We start from the raw sequence: 17,389 nt of genomic DNA, 5'->3' as shown, positions 1-17,389 counted from the left end.
GATAGCGGATGAAAAAATTTTTGATTGCCCCGTCCATTTTGTCGGCAGATTTTGCTCGCCTGGGTGAAGACACGGCCAACGTGCTGGCCGCCGGTGCCGACGTAGTGCACTTCGACGTGATGGATAACCACTACGTTCCCAATCTGACCATCGGGCCGATGGTTTGTCAGGCGCTGCGTAACTACGGCATCACCGCACCGATTGACGTGCATCTGATGGTGAAGCCGGTAGACCGCATAGTGCCGGACTTCGCCGCAGCGGGCGCCAGTTACATCTCTTTCCATCCGGAAGCCTCCGAACACGTCGATCGCACCATTCAATTGATTAAAGAGCACGGCTGTAAAGCCGGCTTGGTATTCAACCCGGCGACGCCGCTGAGCTATCTCGATTACGTGATGGACAAAATCGACGTGATCCTGCTGATGTCGGTCAACCCTGGCTTTGGCGGCCAGTCGTTTATCCACGGCACTTTGGATAAGCTGCGCCAGGTGCGCAAGCTGATCGACGAAAGCGGTCGCGATATCCGTTTGGAAGTGGATGGCGGAGTGAAGGTCGACAATATCGCCGAAATCGCCGCAGCCGGTGCAGACATGTTTGTCGCCGGTTCAGCCATCTTCGGCAAGCCGGACTATCGCCGGGTGATTGATGATATGCGCAGCGAACTGGCGAAGGTGACGCATGGCTGATTTCAGTGCCATCCGTGCTCTGGCGTTTGATCTCGATGGCACGCTGGTAGACAGCGCGCCGGGACTGGCTGCCGCTATCGATATGGCGCTGGCGGAAATGGGTCTGCCGCAGGCCGGTGAGGCTCGGGTCAGCACCTGGATTGGCAATGGCGCAGACGTGCTGGTGCAACGCGCGCTGCGCTGGGCCGAAGTGGAAGCCACGCCGGAACACTGCCTGCAGCTGCGCGAACGTTTCGATCACTTCTATGCGCAAACCGTGGACAGCGGCAGCCGCCTGTTTCCTCAGGTGAGGGAAACGCTGACTCAATTGGCCGCGCAAGGGTATCCCATGGCGCTGGTGACCAACAAGCCGACGCCGTTTGTCGCCCCCTTGCTGGCTGCGCTGGGCATTCTCGATGACTTCTCGCTGATTATCGGCGGTGATGACGTGGTGGAAAAAAAACCGCACCCGGCACCGCTGTATCTGGTTCTCGGCAAGTTGGGCCTGCGTGCCAACGAGTTACTGTTTGTGGGCGATTCCCGCAATGATATTCAGGCGGCGCAGGCGGCTGGCTGCCCAAGCGTTGCGCTGACCTATGGTTATAACTACGGCGAGGCGATTGCCCTGAGCCATCCCGACCGCGTGTTGGAGCGCTTTGCCGATTTGTTGCCCGCTCTTGGGCTGTCATCTTTAGAGAATCAGGAAATTTAAACATGAGTAAGCCCATCGTATTTAGCGGCGCACAGCCGTCCGGTGAACTGACCATTGGCAACTACATGGGTGCCCTGCGTCAGTGGGAGAAAATGCAGGACGATTATGACTGCATCTACTGCATCGTTGATTTGCACGCGATCACCGTACGTCAGGACGCAGAGAAACTGCGCAAAGCTACGCTGGACACGCTGGCGCTGTATCTGGCCTGCGGCATCGATCCGCAAAAGAGCACCATCTTCGTGCAGTCTCACGTGCCGGAGCATACGCAGCTGAGCTGGGTGTTGAACTGCTATACCTATTTCGGCGAACTGAGCCGCATGACCCAGTTCAAAGACAAATCCGCACGCTATGCGGAGAACATCAACGCCGGCCTGTTCAGCTACCCGGTGCTGATGGCGGCGGATATCCTGTTGTACCAGACTAACCAGGTTCCGGTCGGTGAAGACCAGAAACAACATCTGGAACTGAGCCGTGACATCGGTCAGCGTTTCAATGCCTTGTACGGCGATGTGTTCAAAGTCCCTGAACCGTTTATTCCCAAGTCCGGCGCTCGCGTGATGTCGCTGCAAGAGCCGACCAAGAAAATGTCCAAGTCGGACGATAACCGCAACAACGTGATTGGCCTGTTGGAAGATCCGAAAGCGGTGAGCAAGAAAATCAAACGTGCGATGACCGATTCCGAAGAGCCGCCGGTCGTGCGTTACGACGTGGCGAACAAGGCGGGGGTATCAAACCTGCTGGATATTCTCGCCGGTGTGACCGGCAAGAGCATCGCTCAGCTGGAAGCCGAGTTTGAAGGCCAGATGTACGGCCACCTGAAAGGTGCGGTAGCCGAAGCGGTATCAGGCATGCTGGGTGAGCTGCAGGAGCGTTACCACCGTTTCCGCAATGACGAGGCCCTGCTGCAACAGGTAATGCGTGACGGCGCGGCCAAGGCTCGTGCTCGTGCGCAGGAAACGTTGGCCAAGGTTTACCAGGCGGTTGGCTTCGTGTCGCCACTGTGATCCTCGCCATAAATGAAAAGCGGCCATTGGCCGCTTTTTTTACGTCTGGATTAAGCCATTTGCGCCAGCGGCGGTGGTGATTCCTGGCTGGAGAACCAGTTCAGTTTGCTGCGCAGGCTCACCACGCTGCCGACGATGATCAAACTTGGGCTGGCGGCTCGCAAGGCCAGGGTTCCCAGCTGGTTCAGTTCCCCTTCGATCACCTTTTGACGACAAGAGGTGCCGTTCTCTACCAACGCCACCGGGGTGGACGCCGGCATACCGTGTGCAACCAGTTGGCGCTGGATCTCTGCCGCCTGCGTCAGGCCCATGTAAAACACCAGCGTTTGTTGTCCGGCGGCCAGCGTTGACCAGTTCAACCCGCCATCGCGCTTGGCGTGCCCCGTCACCAGCCGTACGCTTTGCGCATGGTCGCGATGGGTGAGGGGAATACCGCTGTAGGCTGAACACCCGGAAGCGGCGGTAATGCCCGGCACCACCGAGAATGGAATATTGGCGTCGGCCAGCGTTTCCAGCTCTTCGCCGCCACGGCCAAAGATAAACGGGTCACCGCCTTTCAGTCGTACCACACGCTTACCTTGTTGCGCCTGCTCGAGCAGGATTTGGTTAATCTGATCTTGCGGCACGCAATGGTTGCCGGCACGTTTGCCGACGAAAATGCGCTCGGCATCCCGGCGAACCAGCGTCATGACCTCATCGGAGACCAGGCGGTCATAAACCACCACGTCAGCCTGCTGGATCTGCTGCAGACCTTTCAGGGTCAACAGGCCTGCGTCACCCGGCCCGGCACCCACCAGCACCACTTCACCGCATTGTTGCTGTTGATGGCTAAACAGCTCCTCGATCTGCCGATCTGCCAGCGGTTGGTCATTATTGGCCAAAGATTGCGCCAGGCGGTCGTGGGCAAACAGCTTTTCCCAAAAACGGCGGCGCGCACCGATATCGGCGAAGTGTTTTTTCACCCGTTGACGCAATGAACCGCCCAACTGCGCCAGCTTGCCAAGGTGCTGAGGCAGCATGGCCTCCAGTTTTTCTCGCAACAGCCGCGCCAGCACCGGCGCTTTACCGCCGGAAGACACCGCGACCATAATCGGTGAGCGATCGATAATCGACGGCATGATAAAGCTGGCACGCTTGGGATCATCCACGACGTTGCAGAACACCCGTTGCTGATTGGCGCATTGATACACCAACGCGTTGACTTCGACCCGATCGGTGGCGGCGATCACCAGCCACTTTTCTGCCAGCAACGCCGGGCTGAACTCGCCTTCTGCCAGCGTGACCCGGCCAAGCGCGGCCCATTCGTGAAATTGCGGGCTGAAGCTGCAGGCGTTGACGGTCAACGCCGCGCCGGCATCCAGCAGCAGACGGGCTTTGCGTTCGGCAATCTCGCCGCCACCGACCAGCAGGCAGGCTTTGTGTTGCAGTTGGCAGAAAATCGGCAGGTAATCCATCGGCAATCCTCGGGGCAATCAGCAGTGGGGCGCCAAGCGCCCCGGAATATTATGCGGTTTGACGCGTTGCGGCTTTTTCAGCCTGCGGCCGTTCGGCACGCGGTGTGGCGTACCAGTAACCCAGGCCCATCAGCACCGAGCCGGACAGGATATTACCCAGCGTCACCCACAGCAGGTTATGGCCGATGCCACTCAGGGTATAGGCCTCGCTGTGATGGCCGAACCAGGACAGGGCGAACAGCGCCATATTGGCGACCGAGTGTTCATAGCCGGAAGCAATAAAGGCCAGCAGACACCACCAGATGGCGATGAACTTGGCGGCACCTTCCACGCGGATCGCCATCCAAATTGCCAGACAGACCAGCCAGTTACACAGCACGCCCTTGAAGAACAGCACTTCCGCCGGAGCGGTGGTTTTCGCCAACGCGGCGGTGTGCACCAGACTGGTGTCCACCGGCAACAGGCTGCCGCCGCCGTAATAGTACATCAGCGCCACCAGCACCGAGCCCAACAGATTGCCTAACCAGGTCTGCGGCAAGACCGCCCACATTTGGCTTTGACGGATGGTGCCGGCCTTGACGCCGAGCGTCAGGAATAGGGTGTGGCCGGTGAACAGTTCGGAACCGGCGATGATCACCAGCGTCAGCGCGATGCCGAAGGTGGCCCCCATCACCAGCGGACGCAGGGAGGGATCGACCAGATTGCCGAGGGTGAAGATTAAAATGATGCCGAGGCCGACGTAGGCCCCGGCCATTGCCGAGCTGATCCAAAAGCCCAGCGGGCTGTGTTTTGCCAGCCGGACGATGCGCGCCGCATTGGCGGCGCATTTGTTGATGGTATCGGTGAACATGCTGCTTCCCCTGAGGTTAAAGTAGAAATATCAGGCCGCGACCTGCACCATGCCGTCCAAAACCCGGCTGGCGAAATGCGAGACGGAGCGGCTGTCATCTTCCAGACAGTAACCGTCGTGCAGGCGGAAATGTTGTTTTTTTAACGGGCTCGCGACCCACAGCTCACCCTGATGTTCGGCGATCAGCCCGCGTGATAACACGCTGGCCTGGGCGAAGGGATCAATATTGCTGATGGCAAAGACCTGCTCGTCGGCATAGGGACGGAATATCGCCACCTGCTGGTCGCCAATCAGGGCACACACGCCGGTGCCTGGCAGAATATCGGTGATGGGGCAAAGGGTTGTCCACTGGCTCATGCGTTGTTCTCCTCGACTTCCAGCAGGGTGACAGGAATGCGTTCGTCTGGACGGGCCGGGCGATGCTGCTCGCGTTCGGCGACCACCTGGACGTTCGGATCGCGCTGGCTACTGTTGATAAAGTGGGCGAAGCGGACCTGAGATTCGGGGTGCTCAACGGTTTCTTTCCACTCGCAGATCACCGCGTCGCGAAGGCGGGCGATTTCGGCTTCCAACTGAGCGTTGATGCCCAGTTTGTCGTCAATGATCACTTTGCGCAGGTAATCGATGCCGCCTTCCAGGCTTTCCAGCCATACCGAGGTGCGCTGCAGCTTATCGGCGGTGCGGATATAGAACATCATAAAGCGATCGAGGTAGTGCTCCAGCGTCTCGCTGTCGAGGTCAGCCGCCAGCAGATCGGCATGGCGCGGTTTCATGCCGCCGTTGCCGCAGACGTACAGATTCCAGCCGTTTTCGGTCGCGATAATACCGACGTCCTTGCCCTGCGCCTCGGCGCATTCACGGGTGCAGCCGGAAACGCCAAACTTCATTTTGTGCGGGGTGCGAATGCCTTTGTAGCGGTGTTCCAGCTTGACGCCAAACCCGACGCTGTCGCCGACGCCATAGCGGCACCAGGTGCTGCCAACGCAGGTTTTCGACATGCGCAGCGCCTTGGCGTAGGCGTGGCCGGTTTCAAAACCGGCGGCAATCAGTTTGCTCCAAATAGCCGGCAGGTCGTCTTTTTGCGCGCCGAACATGCCGATGCGCTGAGAGCCGGTCATCTTGGTGTACAGATTGTATTCCTTGGCGATCTGGCCGACCGCCATCAAACCGTCCGGCGTGATTTCACCGCCGGCGGAGCGTGGGATCACCGAATAAGTGCCGTCTTTCTGGATATTGCCGAGGAAATTGTCGTTAGTGTCCTGCAGCGGCGTATGTTGCGGTTTGAGCACGTACTCATTCCAGCAGGAGGCTAGCAGTGAGCCAACGGTAGGTTTACACACTTCGCAGCCGTAACCCTTGCCGTATTTGGCCAGCAGTTCGTCGAAGGATTTGATGCCTTCGACGCGGATCAGGTGGTAGAGCTCCTGGCGTGAATAAGCAAAGTGCTCGCACAGGTGATGGTTGACTTCGATGCCCTGTTTGGTCAGTTCGGCGTTCAGCACCTGGGTGATCAGAGGAATACAGCCACCGCAGCCGGTACCGGCCTTGGTTTCAGACTTGATGGCGGCGACGGTGTGGCAGCCCATGCTGACCGCCTTGATGATATCGCCTTTGCTGACGTCGAAGCAGGAGCAAATTTGCGCGGTTTCCGGCAGCGACTCGACGCCAATCGCCGGCTTACTGCCTGCGTGCGACGGCAGGATCAGACCGTCCGGGTTTTCCGGCAGTTCGATGGCGTTTAACGCCAACTGCAGCAGGTTGCCGTAGTCGCTGGTATCACCCACCAGCACCGCGCCGAGCAGGGTCTTGTTGTCTGCGCTGACCACGATGCGTTTATAAATTTCTTTGCTTTCATCCAGATAAACGTAGCTGCGCGCCCCTTCGGTGCGGCCATGGGCATCACCGATGCCGCCGACGTCGACACCCAGCAATTTCAGCTTGGCGCTCATGTCTGCGCCCAGGAAGGTATTTTCACGCCCCAGCAGATGGTCAGCCGTGACCTGCGCCATTTTATAGCCTGGAGCAACCAGGCCGAAGGTGCGGTCGCGCCACGAAGCGCATTCGCCGATGGCGTAAACGTCAGGATCTGAGGTTTGGCAACTGTCGTTGATCACGATGCCGCCCCGGCGTGCGGTAGCTAGCCCGCACTGATGGGCCAGTTTGTCCTGGGCACGGATGCCGGTGGAGAAAACGATAAAGTCGACTTCCAATGCGGTGCCGTCGGCGAACTGCATGGTCTTGCGCGCCTGTTCCCCGCCGTTGACGATTTCCTGGGTGTTTTTACCGGTGTGAACTTTGACGCCCATGCGTTCGATTTTACGACGCAGCTGATCGCCACCCATTGGATCGAGCTGTTCTGCCATCAGTACCGGCGCAAACTCAATGACGTGGGTTTCTACGCCCAGGCTTTTCAACGCGCCTGCGGCTTCCAGCCCGAGCAGGCCGCCGCCGACCACGGCACCGCGTTTGCTGCGGCGTGCGCAAGCTTCGATGGCGTTCAGATCTTCAATGGTCCGGTAGACAAAGCAGTCCTGGCTGTCCGAGCCTTTGATCGGCGGGATCCACGGGTAAGAGCCGGTGGCCATGATCAGCTTGTCGTAGTAGACCGTGCGGCCGGTGTTGGAGTGAATGACTTTTTCACTGCGGTTGATGGTAATGGCACGCTCGCCGACCAGCACTTTTACGCCCTGTTTTTCGTAAAAGCCTTCGCGAACCAGCGAGAGTTCTTCGGCGGTGTGGTGGGAAAAATAAGAAGACAGGTGCACGCGGTCGTAGGCGATGCGCGGTTCTTCACAAAATACGGTGATGTCGAACTGGTCTTTGTCTGCTTTTTCCAACAGATCTTCGATAAACCGGTGGCCGACCATGCCGTTCCCGATGACAGCAAGTTTGACTCTGCTCATTATTGCCTCAAAATTCTGGTTTCCTAGGGTTACCTTATTCTTCCCCACGGGCGATTTATTGATGCAAATCAATCGCCCCTCTATATACCTCTTATGTGGTATATGGATGATTTTTATCGATATTTGATAAGTTGCGGTTTTTATTCATCTTTAGCTGAAACGAGCCAGTTAACACGAATTCTACTTATTTGGGAGTAAGGGCGGGGTAATAACCGCAAGGGCGCTTTGTCAGTCTGATCCGCTGCCAGTATGATGAATAAAACAGGCTGGAACAGCAGAGGTGAAGCGTGGCCAAGAGTCCATTGAAGTTTATCGATAACCTGCGTTTAAGCGGGCATGAAGGGCTGTGGCAACTGGCCATTGAACAGGGGCGCATCGCCCATATCGTGCCGCAGCCGGAAGGGCAAGAGTGGCGCAACGACGTGCTGGATGCGCAGGGCGGGCTGGCGCAGCCGGCATTTGTCGAGCCGCATATCCATCTGGATACCACCCAAACTGCCGGGCAACCGGCCTGGAACCAGTCAGGTACTCTGTTTGAAGGCATTGAACGCTGGGCGGAACGCAAGGCGCTGTTGACCCACGAGGACGTCAAGCAACGCGCCTGGCAGACGCTGAAATGGCAGATCGCCAACGGCGTGCAGTACGTGCGTACCCACGTTGACGTTTCAGACCCGACCCTGACGGCGTTGCGTGCGATGCTGGAAGTGAAGCAGGAAGTGGCACCCTGGGTTACGCTGCAAATCGTCGCCTTCCCGCAGGAGGGCATCATGTCTTATCCCAACGGCGAAGCCCTGTTGGAAGAGGCGCTGCGGTTGGGGGCCGACGTGGTGGGGGCCATCCCGCACTTTGAATTCACCCGGGAGTACGGCGTGGAGTCGCTGCACAAGGCGTTTGCTCTGGCGCAGAAATACGATCGGCTGGTGGATGTCCACTGCGATGAGATTGACGACGAGCAGTCGCGATTTGTCGAGACCGTGGCGGCGCTGGCGCTGAAAATGGACATGGGTGCCAGGGTGACCGCCAGCCACACCACGGCGATGCACTCTTACAATGGCGCCTATGCTTCACGGTTGTTCCGCCTGCTGAAAATGTCAGGCATCAACTTTGTTGCTAACCCGCTGGTGAATATCCACCTGCAGGGACGCTTCGACAGTTATCCGAAGCGGCGCGGCATCACCAGGGTGAAAGAGATGCTGGAGGCGAATATCAACGTCTGCTTCGGTCATGACGATGTGTTCGACCCCTGGTACCCGCTGGGGACTGCCAACATGCTGCAGGTGCTGCATATGGGGCTGCATGTGTGTCAACTGATGGGATACGGCCAAATCGATGACGGGCTGAAACTGATCACCAGCCACAGCGCACGGACGTTGAACCTGACCGATTACGGCCTGACGGCAGGGAACAGTGCCAACCTGGTGATTCTGCCGGCGGAAAGCGGTTTTGACGCGGTGCGCCGACAGACGCCGGTGCGCTATTCGATACGGCAGGGAGCGGTGATCGCCGAGACCCAGCCTGCCGAAACCACGCTGTATCTGGCGCAGGATGAGAAGGTGGATTTCCGGCGCTAAGGCGCCGGCTTCAGCATAAAAAAGGGCGCCGAGGCGCCCTTTTCACATCACGTCGGCAGGTTAGTGCGTCACGTGACCGTGGCTGCGGTGCTTGGTCACGAAACCGAGCAGCAGACACATGACGAACACCGCCAGGTACAGGCCGTTAGCGGTAGTCAGCGCCGCATGCGCGCCGCCTTTCGCTACGATCGGGCCGGTGACCACGAAGGTCAGCATGGTGCCGATGGTGCCGCAGGTCAGGATGAAGTTAACCAGTTTCGGCGAAGAAACCTTGGTCTGCAGCGAGCCCAGAGTGATCAGCGTAGTGTAGATGGCGCTGGAAACGAAGCCCAGAGCCATAATGTAGTAGCCCAGGTGTTCCGGATTGTCGGTGCTGACGAACATGTACATCGCACCGGTCGCCAAAGCGGCCAGAATGGTGACGATACGCTGCAAGTCGAAGAAGCGCAGAATAAAGCTGAACACCCACATGCCCACCATGTATGAGGTCCAGAAATCGCTCACCAGTTTACCGGCCTGGCTGATATCCATACCGAATGACTTGGTGGCGTATTCCGGCACCCACTGGATGAAACCAAGCTGGCCGAGGATGTAGCACAGTGCGGCGATCGACAGGAACAGCACGCCGATACCCCATTTTTCTTTCGCCACCGGCTGGCCGGCGTCGGCGCCTTTGTTGCCCAGCACCGGGAACTCGGAGAACAGGGTCAGCACAAAGATACCTACATACAGCAGGCCGATGCAGGCGTACACCCAGTACCAGCCGATCTGACGAGCCAGCAGCATTGCGGCGACAATCGGGAAGATCATCCCGGCCATGCTGAAGAAGGAGTCAGTGAACAGCAGGCGCGAACCGCGTTGGCGGCCGGCGTACATATGGGTGATCAGGAAGGTGCCTATCGACATGGTGATACCGCTGACCACGCCAAGGACGAACATGCACAACGAGAACATGGTCAGGCTTTTGCCGACCATCAACCCGGCGACAGCCAGCACCATCAGGACAAAGCCGAACATCAATTGACGTTTCAGCGGGATGATTTCCATCAGCCAGGCATTGAGGAAGATCGAAATCAAAATACCGGCGTTAAGAAAGGTAAAGGTATTGCTCATGCTGGAAACCGGCAGATTAAAGTACTCTGCAATGTTCCCCATCACCATCCCTGTGACGATAACTAAAGCACCGGTCAGCGCGTAAGAAAAATAGCTGATCCAGGTAAGCCGTAGACGGTTGCTGTCATTCATTATATAGGCCTGATTATGTCTGTGAGGAGTTTAAAACTGGCATAAGGCCGCTGGCTTTTCCTGGCAAAAGCAGAAAAAAGTCCCGATCAGGCCACCAGGGAGCGGATCCTAGCACAGACAACGGGAGTTTTTGTGATGGCTGTCGATTTTTTGATGCAATGAATGAGCGGTGGTGAAATATTTTTGTGATCTGTTAGCTCACCGTCACGATGGAGTCTCGACTGATAACGATCGGCGAGAAGCTGACCTCTGGCGTAGTCGGATCAATCAGCCGCCTTGCCGCGTATTGCGCCATTTCGGTAATCGGGAAATGTACGCTGGTCAGCGCCGGGCGAACGAAAGGCGCACGTTCGCCGCTGTCGTAACAGATCAGCGAGATATCTTGCGGAACCCGCAGACGGTGCTCGTTGATCGCCAGCAGCGCGCCGATGGCCATCTCTTCATTGCAGCAATAGATAGCGCTAGGCGTGGTTTTCATTTGCAACAGCAGATCGGCGCAGCGATAGCCGCTTTCCAAATCGTACAGCCCTTCGACGCAGGCAACCGGTTTGATGTGCGCAGCCTGCATTGCCTGTTCAAAGCCTTGCAGCCGCAAGTGGCTGGAGGGGCGGTCGCGGGGGCCGCTGATGCAGGCGATGCGTCGGTGGCCGGCATCAATCAACTGTTGGGTCGCCATGCGGCTGGCGCGTGGATGATCGAAAGTGACGCAGCGGTCTTCCAGACCTGGCACCAGGCGATCGAGCAGGATAAAAGGGCGTTGCTCGGTCGCCAACTGACGCAGTTGGTCGTCGCTGAGGAAGCGGACATGGAGGATCACACCGTCGCAGCGCAGGCTGAACAGCCGTTGAATCGCCTGCCATTCATTTTCGGCGCTGTTGCGGCCTTGGGTCACCAGCAACTGTTTACCGTGGGATTCTGCTTCGGTTTGTACAAAGTCCATCAGCGCGCCGAAGAAGCCGCCGCGATATGAGGTCGTGACCAGCCCGAGGGTATTGCTGTGGCTGGAGGCCAATGCGCGTGCTGCAGGGTTGGGGGTGTAGCCGAGCTGGGCCACCGCGCGTTCCACTTTCTCGCGGGTCTGCCCTTTAACGTTAGTGTCGCCATTCACTACGCGGGACACGGTGGCGCGGGACACGCCCGCCAAGGCTGCGACATCTTCCAGTGTCACCATCATCCGACTCCTGATTACGACAAAAATGGGGTCGACGTATCGACCCCCTACAGATTAGTTATAGCAATGTATCAGCAACCGCGGCTGGCCCGGCGGTTATTTAAACTGTGGCAGATAAGGTGCATTCACCGCCAACACTTCATCCAGCAGCGGCTGGGCCACATTGGCATTGCCAACCAGTGGATTGGTCACCAACGCCAGCAGACCGCTACGGCGATCGCCATGCACTGCGGCTTCGATGGTAAGACGCTCGTAGGCTTTCACCTGTTGAGTCAGCGCGTGCATCGAATCCGGCAGCGTACCGAAGGTCAGCGGGTGGGCGCCCTGAGCATCGACAATACAGTTGGTTTCTATCACCGCATCGTCCGGTAAACCGCGAATGGCACCCCGGTTTGCCGTATTGACGACTAATTGCGTGCCGAGATTATTATGGATCGCACGAATTAGCTCCAGCGCGACTTCCGAATAATATGATCCGCCGCGGAAACTTAATTGTTCCGGTTTGCTGTCGAGGTGTGGATCGGCATATAGCTCAAACAGCTCTTTCTCTACTTTCATCACCTGCTCGGCACGGGTGCCGCGCTCGGCCGCCGCGGCAATTTCTTCGGCCAGCATCTCTTTGGTTTGGTAGAAATAGCGGTGGTACGGGCAAGGGATTGCCCCCACGGCGCGCAGGAAGTCCGGCTGCCAAGGCTCTTCCTTGATGTTGTTCATGGTCAACGCGGCGCCATCGCACAGCATATCGATCACCTTGGCGGTGACGTCACGGCCGTTTTGCAATACCTGGTGTACCCACACCATGTGGTTCAGCCCAGCGAACTGCAACTGTACCTCCTGATAAGGGCTTTTCAGCATATTGGCGATCATATGGTGCATGCTGATCGGCACGTTACACAGCCCGATGATTTTTGCTTTGGTATAACGTGAGACCGCTTCGGTGACGATACCGGCTGGGTTGGTGAAGTTGATGATCCAGGCATCCGGCGCCAGTTTTTCCACCCTGCGGGCGATATCCAGCATCACCGGGATGGTGCGCAGCGCCTTGGCAAAGCCGCCGACGCCGGTGGTTTCCTGGCCTATCAGATCGTATTTCAGTCCCAAACGCTCGTCGGCGGCGCGTGCGGGCAGCTGGCCGACACGGAACTGGGTCAGAACGAAGTTCGCGTCCCGAATAGCCTCATCTAGCTCGAAATGCACGCTGACTTTGACCTGTTCCAGACCGTGGCGCGCCAGCATGCGTTCGGTCAGCGCGGCAATGATCTCCACTTTTTCGCGGCCGGGTTCAACGTCCACCAACGCCAGTTCGGTCACCGGCAGCTCTTCGATACGTTGGATCAGCCCATCAACCAATTCTGGCGTGTAGCTGCTGCCGCCGCCGATCACGGCGATTTTCAAGGCGCTCATGCGCGAACCTCCATCTGGGCCTGGCGGCGATAAAGTTCAATCATGTCATCCGCCAGATCCTGGATCACCATAGCGTTCATCAGATGATCCTGGGCATGAACGGTAATCAGGTTGATGGCCAGTTTGCCGCAGCCTTCATCCATGCCGATCAGTTGGGTCTGGATAAGGTGTGCCTTTTTCACCGACTGTTTGGACTCGGCCATGTGCTTGGCTGAGGCGGTAAAGTCACCGGCACGTGCCTGCTGCAAGGCCATCAGCGCACTGCTGCGGGCGCCACCGGAGAACACCAGCAGCTCCATGATGGTGCTTTCAAAATCGGGGCTGATTTCCGTCATCAATTCACTCACATTATTTCTCCTGTTATTGCGCGGCGGCGGTGCCGGCGGATATTCGTTATTTTCGCTGTCACCCTCAAAATGAGAGCGCTCTCATTTGTTTAGATTAACCGGAACAGGAAATGAAACCGGGAGTTGTGTCGCAAAAAGCGAGCAAGGCGTAAAAAGGGCAAAAAATGCGTGATGCAGTTGGCAAAAAGGTCTAAGGCGATCATACTTTTGGCAGTAAAATTCGGGGCTGGCTGAGATAAGTCCCACAATTGCGTAAATATAGGTAAATGGCTGGCACTCGCAGGTTCAGCTCTTTAGAATCAAAGCGCTTTTCCGTTGTTTGTCTCTTAGAGAAAGGACCCGTTAATGTTCAAACGTACTTTAGTGACCTTCGTTGCGCTGTGTTCCCTGACAGCAATGGCACCCGCTGCGCTCGCCGCCGGTGAAACTCATGTCATGCTGACCACCTCAGCAGGGAATATCGAATTGGCGCTCGACAGTCAGAAGGCTCCGGTTTCCACCAAGAACTTCATCGACTACGTGAACAGCGGCTATTACAACAACACTATTTTCCACCGCGTGATCCCGGGCTTTATGGTTCAGGGCGGTGGCTTCACTGCGGATATGCAGCAAAAATCCACCCAGGCACCGATCAAAAACGAAGCGGATAATGGCCTGCGTAACCTGCGCGGCACCATTTCGATGGCGCGTACCGCCGATAAAGACAGTGCTACCAGCCAGTTCTTCTTGAACGTGGCGGATAACGCCTTCCTGGATCACGGCCAGCGCGATTTCGGTTACGCGGTGTTTGGCAAGGTGGTTAAAGGTATGGACGTGGTAGATAAGATTTCCCAGGCGCCGACCGGCAACGTGGGCCCCTATCAAAATGTTCCGAGCAAACCTATCGTCATTCTGTCAGCGAAAGTGCTGCCATAATGATTTTGCGCCGGCCCCCGGTGGGCCGGCTGCGTTGCTTTCCCCGGAAGCCTTGCCTGCATCACTGTTTTTTTCCCCGTCGCATGCTTTAATCGCCAGCTTATAATCAGACCGGAAACCCGGCGTTCTGCATCTGTTTTGTTAAGGGATGAGCTGCTGCCATGTTTGAATTTAGCCAGGTTCTGCTGCTGCTACAGCAGATGTGCGTCTATCTTGTCATTGCTTATTTACTGAGCAAAACTCCGTTATTTATTCCGCTGACTCAGGTGACTATCCGCCTGCCGCACAAGCTATTGTGCTACGTCATTTTCTCGGTGTTTTGCATCATGGGCACCTATTTCGGGCTGCATGTCGAAGGATCGATTGCCAACACTCGCGCGATCGGCGCCGTGCTGGGCGGCCTGTTGGGAGGGCCTTCGGTAGGGTTCCTGGTGGGGTTGACCGGGGGCCTGCATCGCTACACGCTGGGCGGCATGACCGATATCGCCTGTGCGGTCTCTACCGTGGCGGAAGGGTTGGTGGGAGGGCTGGTGCACAGCATCGCCATGCGCCGGCGGCGTATCGATCTGCTGTTTAACCCCTTGTTTGTCGCCGGGGTGGCATTGGTGACCGAAGTGCTGCAAATGGCGATTATCCTGGCGATCGCACGGCCGTTTGGCGAGGCGCTGCGGCTGGTGGAACACATTGCTCTGCCGATGCTGATCGCCAACACGCTGGGCGCGGCGATGTTTATGCAGATCCTGTTGGACAGGCGAGCGATGTTCGAGAAATACACCGGCGCGTTCTCCGCCAAGGCGCTGAAGATCGCCGAGCGTACCGAGGGTATTCTGCGTCAGGGGTTCGATCAGGAAAACAGCATGCGGGTGGCGCGGGTGCTCTATCAGGAATTGGGGATTGGCGCCGTAGCGATAACCGACCGTGAGAAACTGCTGGCGTTTATCGGCATCGGTGATGACCACCATTTACCGGGCACTCCGATCTCCTCAGGGCACTCGCACCGCGCGATCGACAACAATGAAGTGGTTTACGCCGACGGTAATGAGCTGTCCTACTGCTGCTCGATCAACGCCAACTGCAAGCTGGGTTCAACGCTGGTGATCCCGTTGCGCGGTGAGAACCAACGGGTGATTGGCACCATTAAACTCTACGAGCCGAAAAGCCGTTTGTTCAGTACCATCAACCGCACGCTGGGTGAAGGTATCGCCAACCTGTTATCCGCACAAATCATGGCCGGTCAGTATGAGCGCCACACGCAGCTGCTGGCGCAGTCGGAAATCAAATTGCTGCATGCGCAGGTCAATCCGCATTTCCTGTTCAACGCCCTGAATACGCTGGTGGCGGTGATCCGTCGTGACGGGGACCGGGCCTGTGAGCTGGTGCAGTACCTTTCGACCTTTTTCCGCAAAAACCTCAAGCGTTCGGACGACGAAGTCAGCCTGGCCGACGAACTTGAGCACGTTAACGCCTACCTGCAGATCGAACAGGCGCGTTTTGCCGACCGGCTGGAGATTGCGGTATCGCTGCCGGAAGAGCTGTTGGCGGTACGTCTGCCGGCCTTTTCACTGCAACCTATCGTTGAGAATGCCATCAAGCACGGCACTTCGCAGTTGCTGGGCATCGGGCGCATAGATATTGGCGCTCGGCTCGAGGGCGGCTGTCTGTTATTGCAGGTGACCGACAATGCGGGCTTATACCAGCCTTTGCCGAACAACAGCGGGCTGGGAATGAACCTGGTAGATAAACGTATTCGCGTACGCTACGGCGACGGCTATGGCGTACGGGTGGCCTGTGAGCCACAAACATTCACCCGCATTACGCTCAATGTCCCCTTGGCGAGGGCTGCCTGATGCTAAACGTACTGATTGTCGATGATGAACCCTCTGCGCGCGATAACCTGCGACATTTGCTGGAAGCGGAAGAGGGCATCAGCATTGTCGGCGAATGCGCCAATGCGATAGAAGCCATCAGCGGGATCCATCGCCTGCAGCCGGACGTGGTGTTTCTGGATATTCAGATGCCGCGCATCACCGGGCTGGAGATGGTGGGCATGCTCGATCCTAATCGCATGCCGCATATCGTGTTCCTGACCGCCTATGACGAATACGCGGTGCAGGCCTTTGAAGAGCATGCGTTCGATTACCTGTTGAAACCGGCGGAACCGAAGCGGCTGAGCAAAACGCTGCAGCGCCTGCAGCAACAGCGCGGGCAGCAAAACATCGCCGCGCTGGATGAAAGCGCCGGCTACCTGAAATACATCCCCTGTACCGGCCACAGTCGCATCTATTTGCTGCGTTTTGACGAGGTAGTCGCGATACGTTCGCGGCTGAGTGGCGTGTTTGTGGTACGTAATGACGGCATGGAATGTTTTACCGAACTGACGCTGCGAACGCTGGAGCTGCGGACACCGCTGGTACGCTGCCACCGTCAGTATTTGGTCAATCTGGAGCAGGTGCGTGAAATTCGCTTCGACGACGGCGGGGCGGCGGAAATGATCATGCCGGTGGGTGAGCCGGTCCCGGTCAGTCGCCGCTACCTAAAAGCCTTGAAAGAAGAGCTGGGGCTGCGGGGGTGATTAATCCTTTGGCCATTGGCGGCGGGAGTGTACGACTGCCAAAATAATAAGAAGGTCGTTTTTTATTTCATAAATCAGTAGGTAAGAATGATGAATGACCCATTCACGAGTGCCTGAAACCCGACCCACTTTGCCACTTGATGGGTTTCGGGATAGTTGGCTTGCCGCCGCAGAAATCAAAGCATCAATCTCTGCGGCAGCTGTCGGGTTCTTTGACGCCAGATAGTCATAAATTGCCATACGGTCAGCAATTGCGGGATCCGTCCACTTTAGCTTCACGATATTTCCTTATCGTTTTACCGCATTGATTTTACCCTGCGCTCGGCGAAATAGGCCTCAACGTCCTCATTATCAACCACTCTTCCTTCCTGGAGCGCTTTTCGGCTTAAATCGACCTTTTCCTGCAACCACTGTTCATATTCTTTTTGCTGCGATTGTCGACTGACAAAATCTCGCATGAAATCGCGTAAAAGTTGGGATGCCGTACGATCCGCTGCTTTGGCCGCACTGGCGAAAGCCATTTTTAACTCGTCATCCACGCGGATAACCACGGTAGATTCAGACATGGTAAAT

17 protein-coding genes are annotated in these 17,389 nt (G+C 57.1%); 7 read left to right on the top strand and 10 right to left on the bottom strand.

Features of this window, described 5'->3' with window-relative positions:
* The first annotated feature begins 8 nt into the window (after positions 1-8).
* From rpe to trpS, 3 genes are read left to right on the top strand one after another with little or no spacing between them, the layout of a single operon-like run.
* Positions 9-686, top strand: coding sequence for a ribulose-phosphate 3-epimerase (gene rpe / locus LQ945_RS11790; RefSeq protein WP_020837326.1), 678 nt, complete (start codon positions 9-11; stop codon positions 684-686).
* Positions 679-1,377, top strand: a complete 699-nt coding sequence (locus LQ945_RS11785) for a phosphoglycolate phosphatase (protein ID WP_270102917.1) — start codon at positions 679-681, stop codon at positions 1,375-1,377. Before rpe ends, LQ945_RS11785 begins: the two co-directional genes overlap by 8 nt.
* 2 nt (positions 1,378-1,379) lie before the next feature.
* Complete coding sequence (trpS, locus tag LQ945_RS11780) at positions 1,380-2,384, top strand: tryptophan--tRNA ligase (protein WP_182824095.1); 1,005 nt, start codon at positions 1,380-1,382, stop codon at positions 2,382-2,384.
* Positions 2,385-2,434: 50 nt separating this feature from the next.
* Here the strand turns inward: trpS and cysG are convergent, their stop codons facing one another.
* From cysG to nirB, 4 genes are read right to left on the bottom strand one after another with little or no spacing between them, the layout of a single operon-like run.
* Positions 2,435-3,838 carry a siroheme synthase CysG gene (gene cysG / locus LQ945_RS11775; protein ID WP_262241567.1) on the bottom strand — a complete coding sequence of 468 codons (1,404 nt, stop codon included), beginning with the start codon at positions 3,836-3,838 and terminating at the stop codon, positions 2,435-2,437.
* 49 nt (positions 3,839-3,887) lie between these two features.
* The gene (gene nirC / locus LQ945_RS11770; RefSeq protein ID WP_270102916.1) at positions 3,888-4,688 is read right to left on the bottom strand and encodes a nitrite transporter NirC; all 801 of its coding nucleotides are present in this window, start codon (positions 4,686-4,688) and stop codon (positions 3,888-3,890) included.
* 30 nt (positions 4,689-4,718) lie between these two features.
* Positions 4,719-5,045, bottom strand: coding sequence for a nitrite reductase small subunit NirD (gene nirD / locus LQ945_RS11765; protein ID WP_044554766.1), 327 nt, complete (start codon positions 5,043-5,045; stop codon positions 4,719-4,721).
* On the bottom strand, positions 5,042-7,591 hold the full coding sequence (nirB, locus tag LQ945_RS11760; protein WP_044554765.1) for a nitrite reductase large subunit NirB: 2,550 nt from the start codon (positions 7,589-7,591) through the stop codon (positions 5,042-5,044). Before nirB ends, nirD begins: the two co-directional genes overlap by 4 nt.
* 302 nt (positions 7,592-7,893) lie before the next feature.
* Between nirB and LQ945_RS11755 the strand changes: the two genes are divergently transcribed.
* On the top strand, positions 7,894-9,162 hold the full coding sequence (locus tag LQ945_RS11755) for a cytosine deaminase (protein ID WP_269321578.1): 1,269 nt from the start codon (positions 7,894-7,896) through the stop codon (positions 9,160-9,162).
* 60 nt (positions 9,163-9,222) lie between these two features.
* Here LQ945_RS11755 and tsgA read toward each other — a convergent pair whose 3' ends face one another.
* The 4 genes from tsgA to LQ945_RS11735 form a co-directional block, all read right to left on the bottom strand.
* Complete coding sequence (tsgA, locus tag LQ945_RS11750) at positions 9,223-10,407, bottom strand: MFS transporter TsgA (RefSeq protein ID WP_020837315.1); 1,185 nt, start codon at positions 10,405-10,407, stop codon at positions 9,223-9,225.
* A 193-nt stretch (positions 10,408-10,600) separates the two neighbouring features.
* Entirely contained in the window at positions 10,601-11,578 is a 978-nt protein-coding gene (locus tag LQ945_RS11745; RefSeq protein WP_270102981.1) for a LacI family DNA-binding transcriptional regulator, read from the bottom strand.
* Positions 11,579-11,674: 96 nt separating this feature from the next.
* Positions 11,675-12,982 carry a 6-phospho-beta-glucosidase gene (locus tag LQ945_RS11740; RefSeq protein WP_044554763.1) on the bottom strand — a complete coding sequence of 436 codons (1,308 nt, stop codon included), beginning with the start codon at positions 12,980-12,982 and terminating at the stop codon, positions 11,675-11,677.
* Complete coding sequence (locus tag LQ945_RS11735) at positions 12,979-13,317, bottom strand: PTS lactose/cellobiose transporter subunit IIA (protein WP_041415733.1); 339 nt, start codon at positions 13,315-13,317, stop codon at positions 12,979-12,981. The genes LQ945_RS11740 and LQ945_RS11735 overlap by 4 nt, the downstream gene beginning before the upstream one ends.
* A gap of 357 nt (positions 13,318-13,674) precedes the next feature.
* Here LQ945_RS11735 and ppiA point away from each other — a divergent pair, with 357 nt between their 5' ends.
* From ppiA to btsR, 3 genes are all read left to right on the top strand, one after another.
* The gene (gene ppiA / locus LQ945_RS11730) at positions 13,675-14,244 is read left to right on the top strand and encodes a peptidylprolyl isomerase A (protein WP_262241562.1); all 570 of its coding nucleotides are present in this window, start codon (positions 13,675-13,677) and stop codon (positions 14,242-14,244) included.
* Positions 14,245-14,405: 161 nt separating this feature from the next.
* Positions 14,406-16,091: a sensor histidine kinase gene (locus tag LQ945_RS11725; RefSeq protein ID WP_269935938.1), complete on the top strand. Its 1,686-nt coding sequence runs from the start codon at positions 14,406-14,408 to the stop codon at positions 16,089-16,091.
* The gene (gene btsR, locus LQ945_RS11720) at positions 16,091-16,816 is read left to right on the top strand and encodes a two-component system response regulator BtsR (protein WP_044554760.1); all 726 of its coding nucleotides are present in this window, start codon (positions 16,091-16,093) and stop codon (positions 16,814-16,816) included. Before LQ945_RS11725 ends, btsR begins: the two co-directional genes overlap by 1 nt.
* On the opposite strand, the gene LQ945_RS11715 is transcribed toward btsR, so the two are convergent.
* Together LQ945_RS11715 and LQ945_RS11710 are read right to left on the bottom strand one after the other, a co-directional pair.
* On the bottom strand, positions 16,817-17,095 hold the full coding sequence (locus LQ945_RS11715) for a type II toxin-antitoxin system RelE/ParE family toxin (protein ID WP_270102915.1): 279 nt from the start codon (positions 17,093-17,095) through the stop codon (positions 16,817-16,819).
* Positions 17,096-17,112: 17 nt separating this feature from the next.
* Positions 17,113-17,382: a CopG family ribbon-helix-helix protein gene (locus tag LQ945_RS11710; RefSeq protein WP_269935936.1), complete on the bottom strand. Its 270-nt coding sequence runs from the start codon at positions 17,380-17,382 to the stop codon at positions 17,113-17,115.
* Between the last annotated feature and the right edge of the window lie 7 nt (positions 17,383-17,389).

This window comes from Serratia liquefaciens (assembly GCF_027594825.1).
Lineage (GTDB): Bacteria > Pseudomonadota > Gammaproteobacteria > Enterobacterales > Enterobacteriaceae > Serratia > Serratia liquefaciens_A.
This window is presented reverse-complemented; position numbering and strand designations above follow the sequence as displayed.

What these genes read in the sequence shown, in the direction of transcription:
- rpe (WP_020837326.1), top strand. Translation starts at nt 9, where the DNA reads ATGAAAAAATTTTTGATTGCCCCGTCCATTTTGTCGGCAGATTTTGCT.
- LQ945_RS11785 (WP_270102917.1), top strand. Translation starts at nt 679, where the DNA reads ATGGCTGATTTCAGTGCCATCCGTGCTCTGGCGTTTGATCTCGATGGC.
- trpS (WP_182824095.1), top strand. Translation starts at nt 1,380, where the DNA reads ATGAGTAAGCCCATCGTATTTAGCGGCGCACAGCCGTCCGGTGAACTG.
- cysG (WP_262241567.1), bottom strand. Translation starts at nt 3,838, where the DNA reads ATGGATTACCTGCCGATTTTCTGCCAACTGCAACACAAAGCCTGCCTG.
- nirC (WP_270102916.1), bottom strand. Translation starts at nt 4,688, where the DNA reads ATGTTCACCGATACCATCAACAAATGCGCCGCCAATGCGGCGCGCATC.
- nirD (WP_044554766.1), bottom strand. Translation starts at nt 5,045, where the DNA reads ATGAGCCAGTGGACAACCCTTTGCCCCATCACCGATATTCTGCCAGGC.
- nirB (WP_044554765.1), bottom strand. Translation starts at nt 7,591, where the DNA reads ATGAGCAGAGTCAAACTTGCTGTCATCGGGAACGGCATGGTCGGCCAC.
- tsgA (WP_020837315.1), bottom strand. Translation starts at nt 10,407, where the DNA reads ATGAATGACAGCAACCGTCTACGGCTTACCTGGATCAGCTATTTTTCT.
- LQ945_RS11745 (WP_270102981.1), bottom strand. Translation starts at nt 11,578, where the DNA reads ATGGTGACACTGGAAGATGTCGCAGCCTTGGCGGGCGTGTCCCGCGCC.
- LQ945_RS11740 (WP_044554763.1), bottom strand. Translation starts at nt 12,982, where the DNA reads ATGAGCGCCTTGAAAATCGCCGTGATCGGCGGCGGCAGCAGCTACACG.
- LQ945_RS11735 (WP_041415733.1), bottom strand. Translation starts at nt 13,317, where the DNA reads ATGACGGAAATCAGCCCCGATTTTGAAAGCACCATCATGGAGCTGCTG.
- ppiA (WP_262241562.1), top strand. Translation starts at nt 13,675, where the DNA reads ATGTTCAAACGTACTTTAGTGACCTTCGTTGCGCTGTGTTCCCTGACA.
- LQ945_RS11725 (WP_269935938.1), top strand. Translation starts at nt 14,406, where the DNA reads ATGTTTGAATTTAGCCAGGTTCTGCTGCTGCTACAGCAGATGTGCGTC.
- btsR (WP_044554760.1), top strand. Translation starts at nt 16,091, where the DNA reads ATGCTAAACGTACTGATTGTCGATGATGAACCCTCTGCGCGCGATAAC.
- LQ945_RS11710 (WP_269935936.1), bottom strand. Translation starts at nt 17,382, where the DNA reads ATGTCTGAATCTACCGTGGTTATCCGCGTGGATGACGAGTTAAAAATG.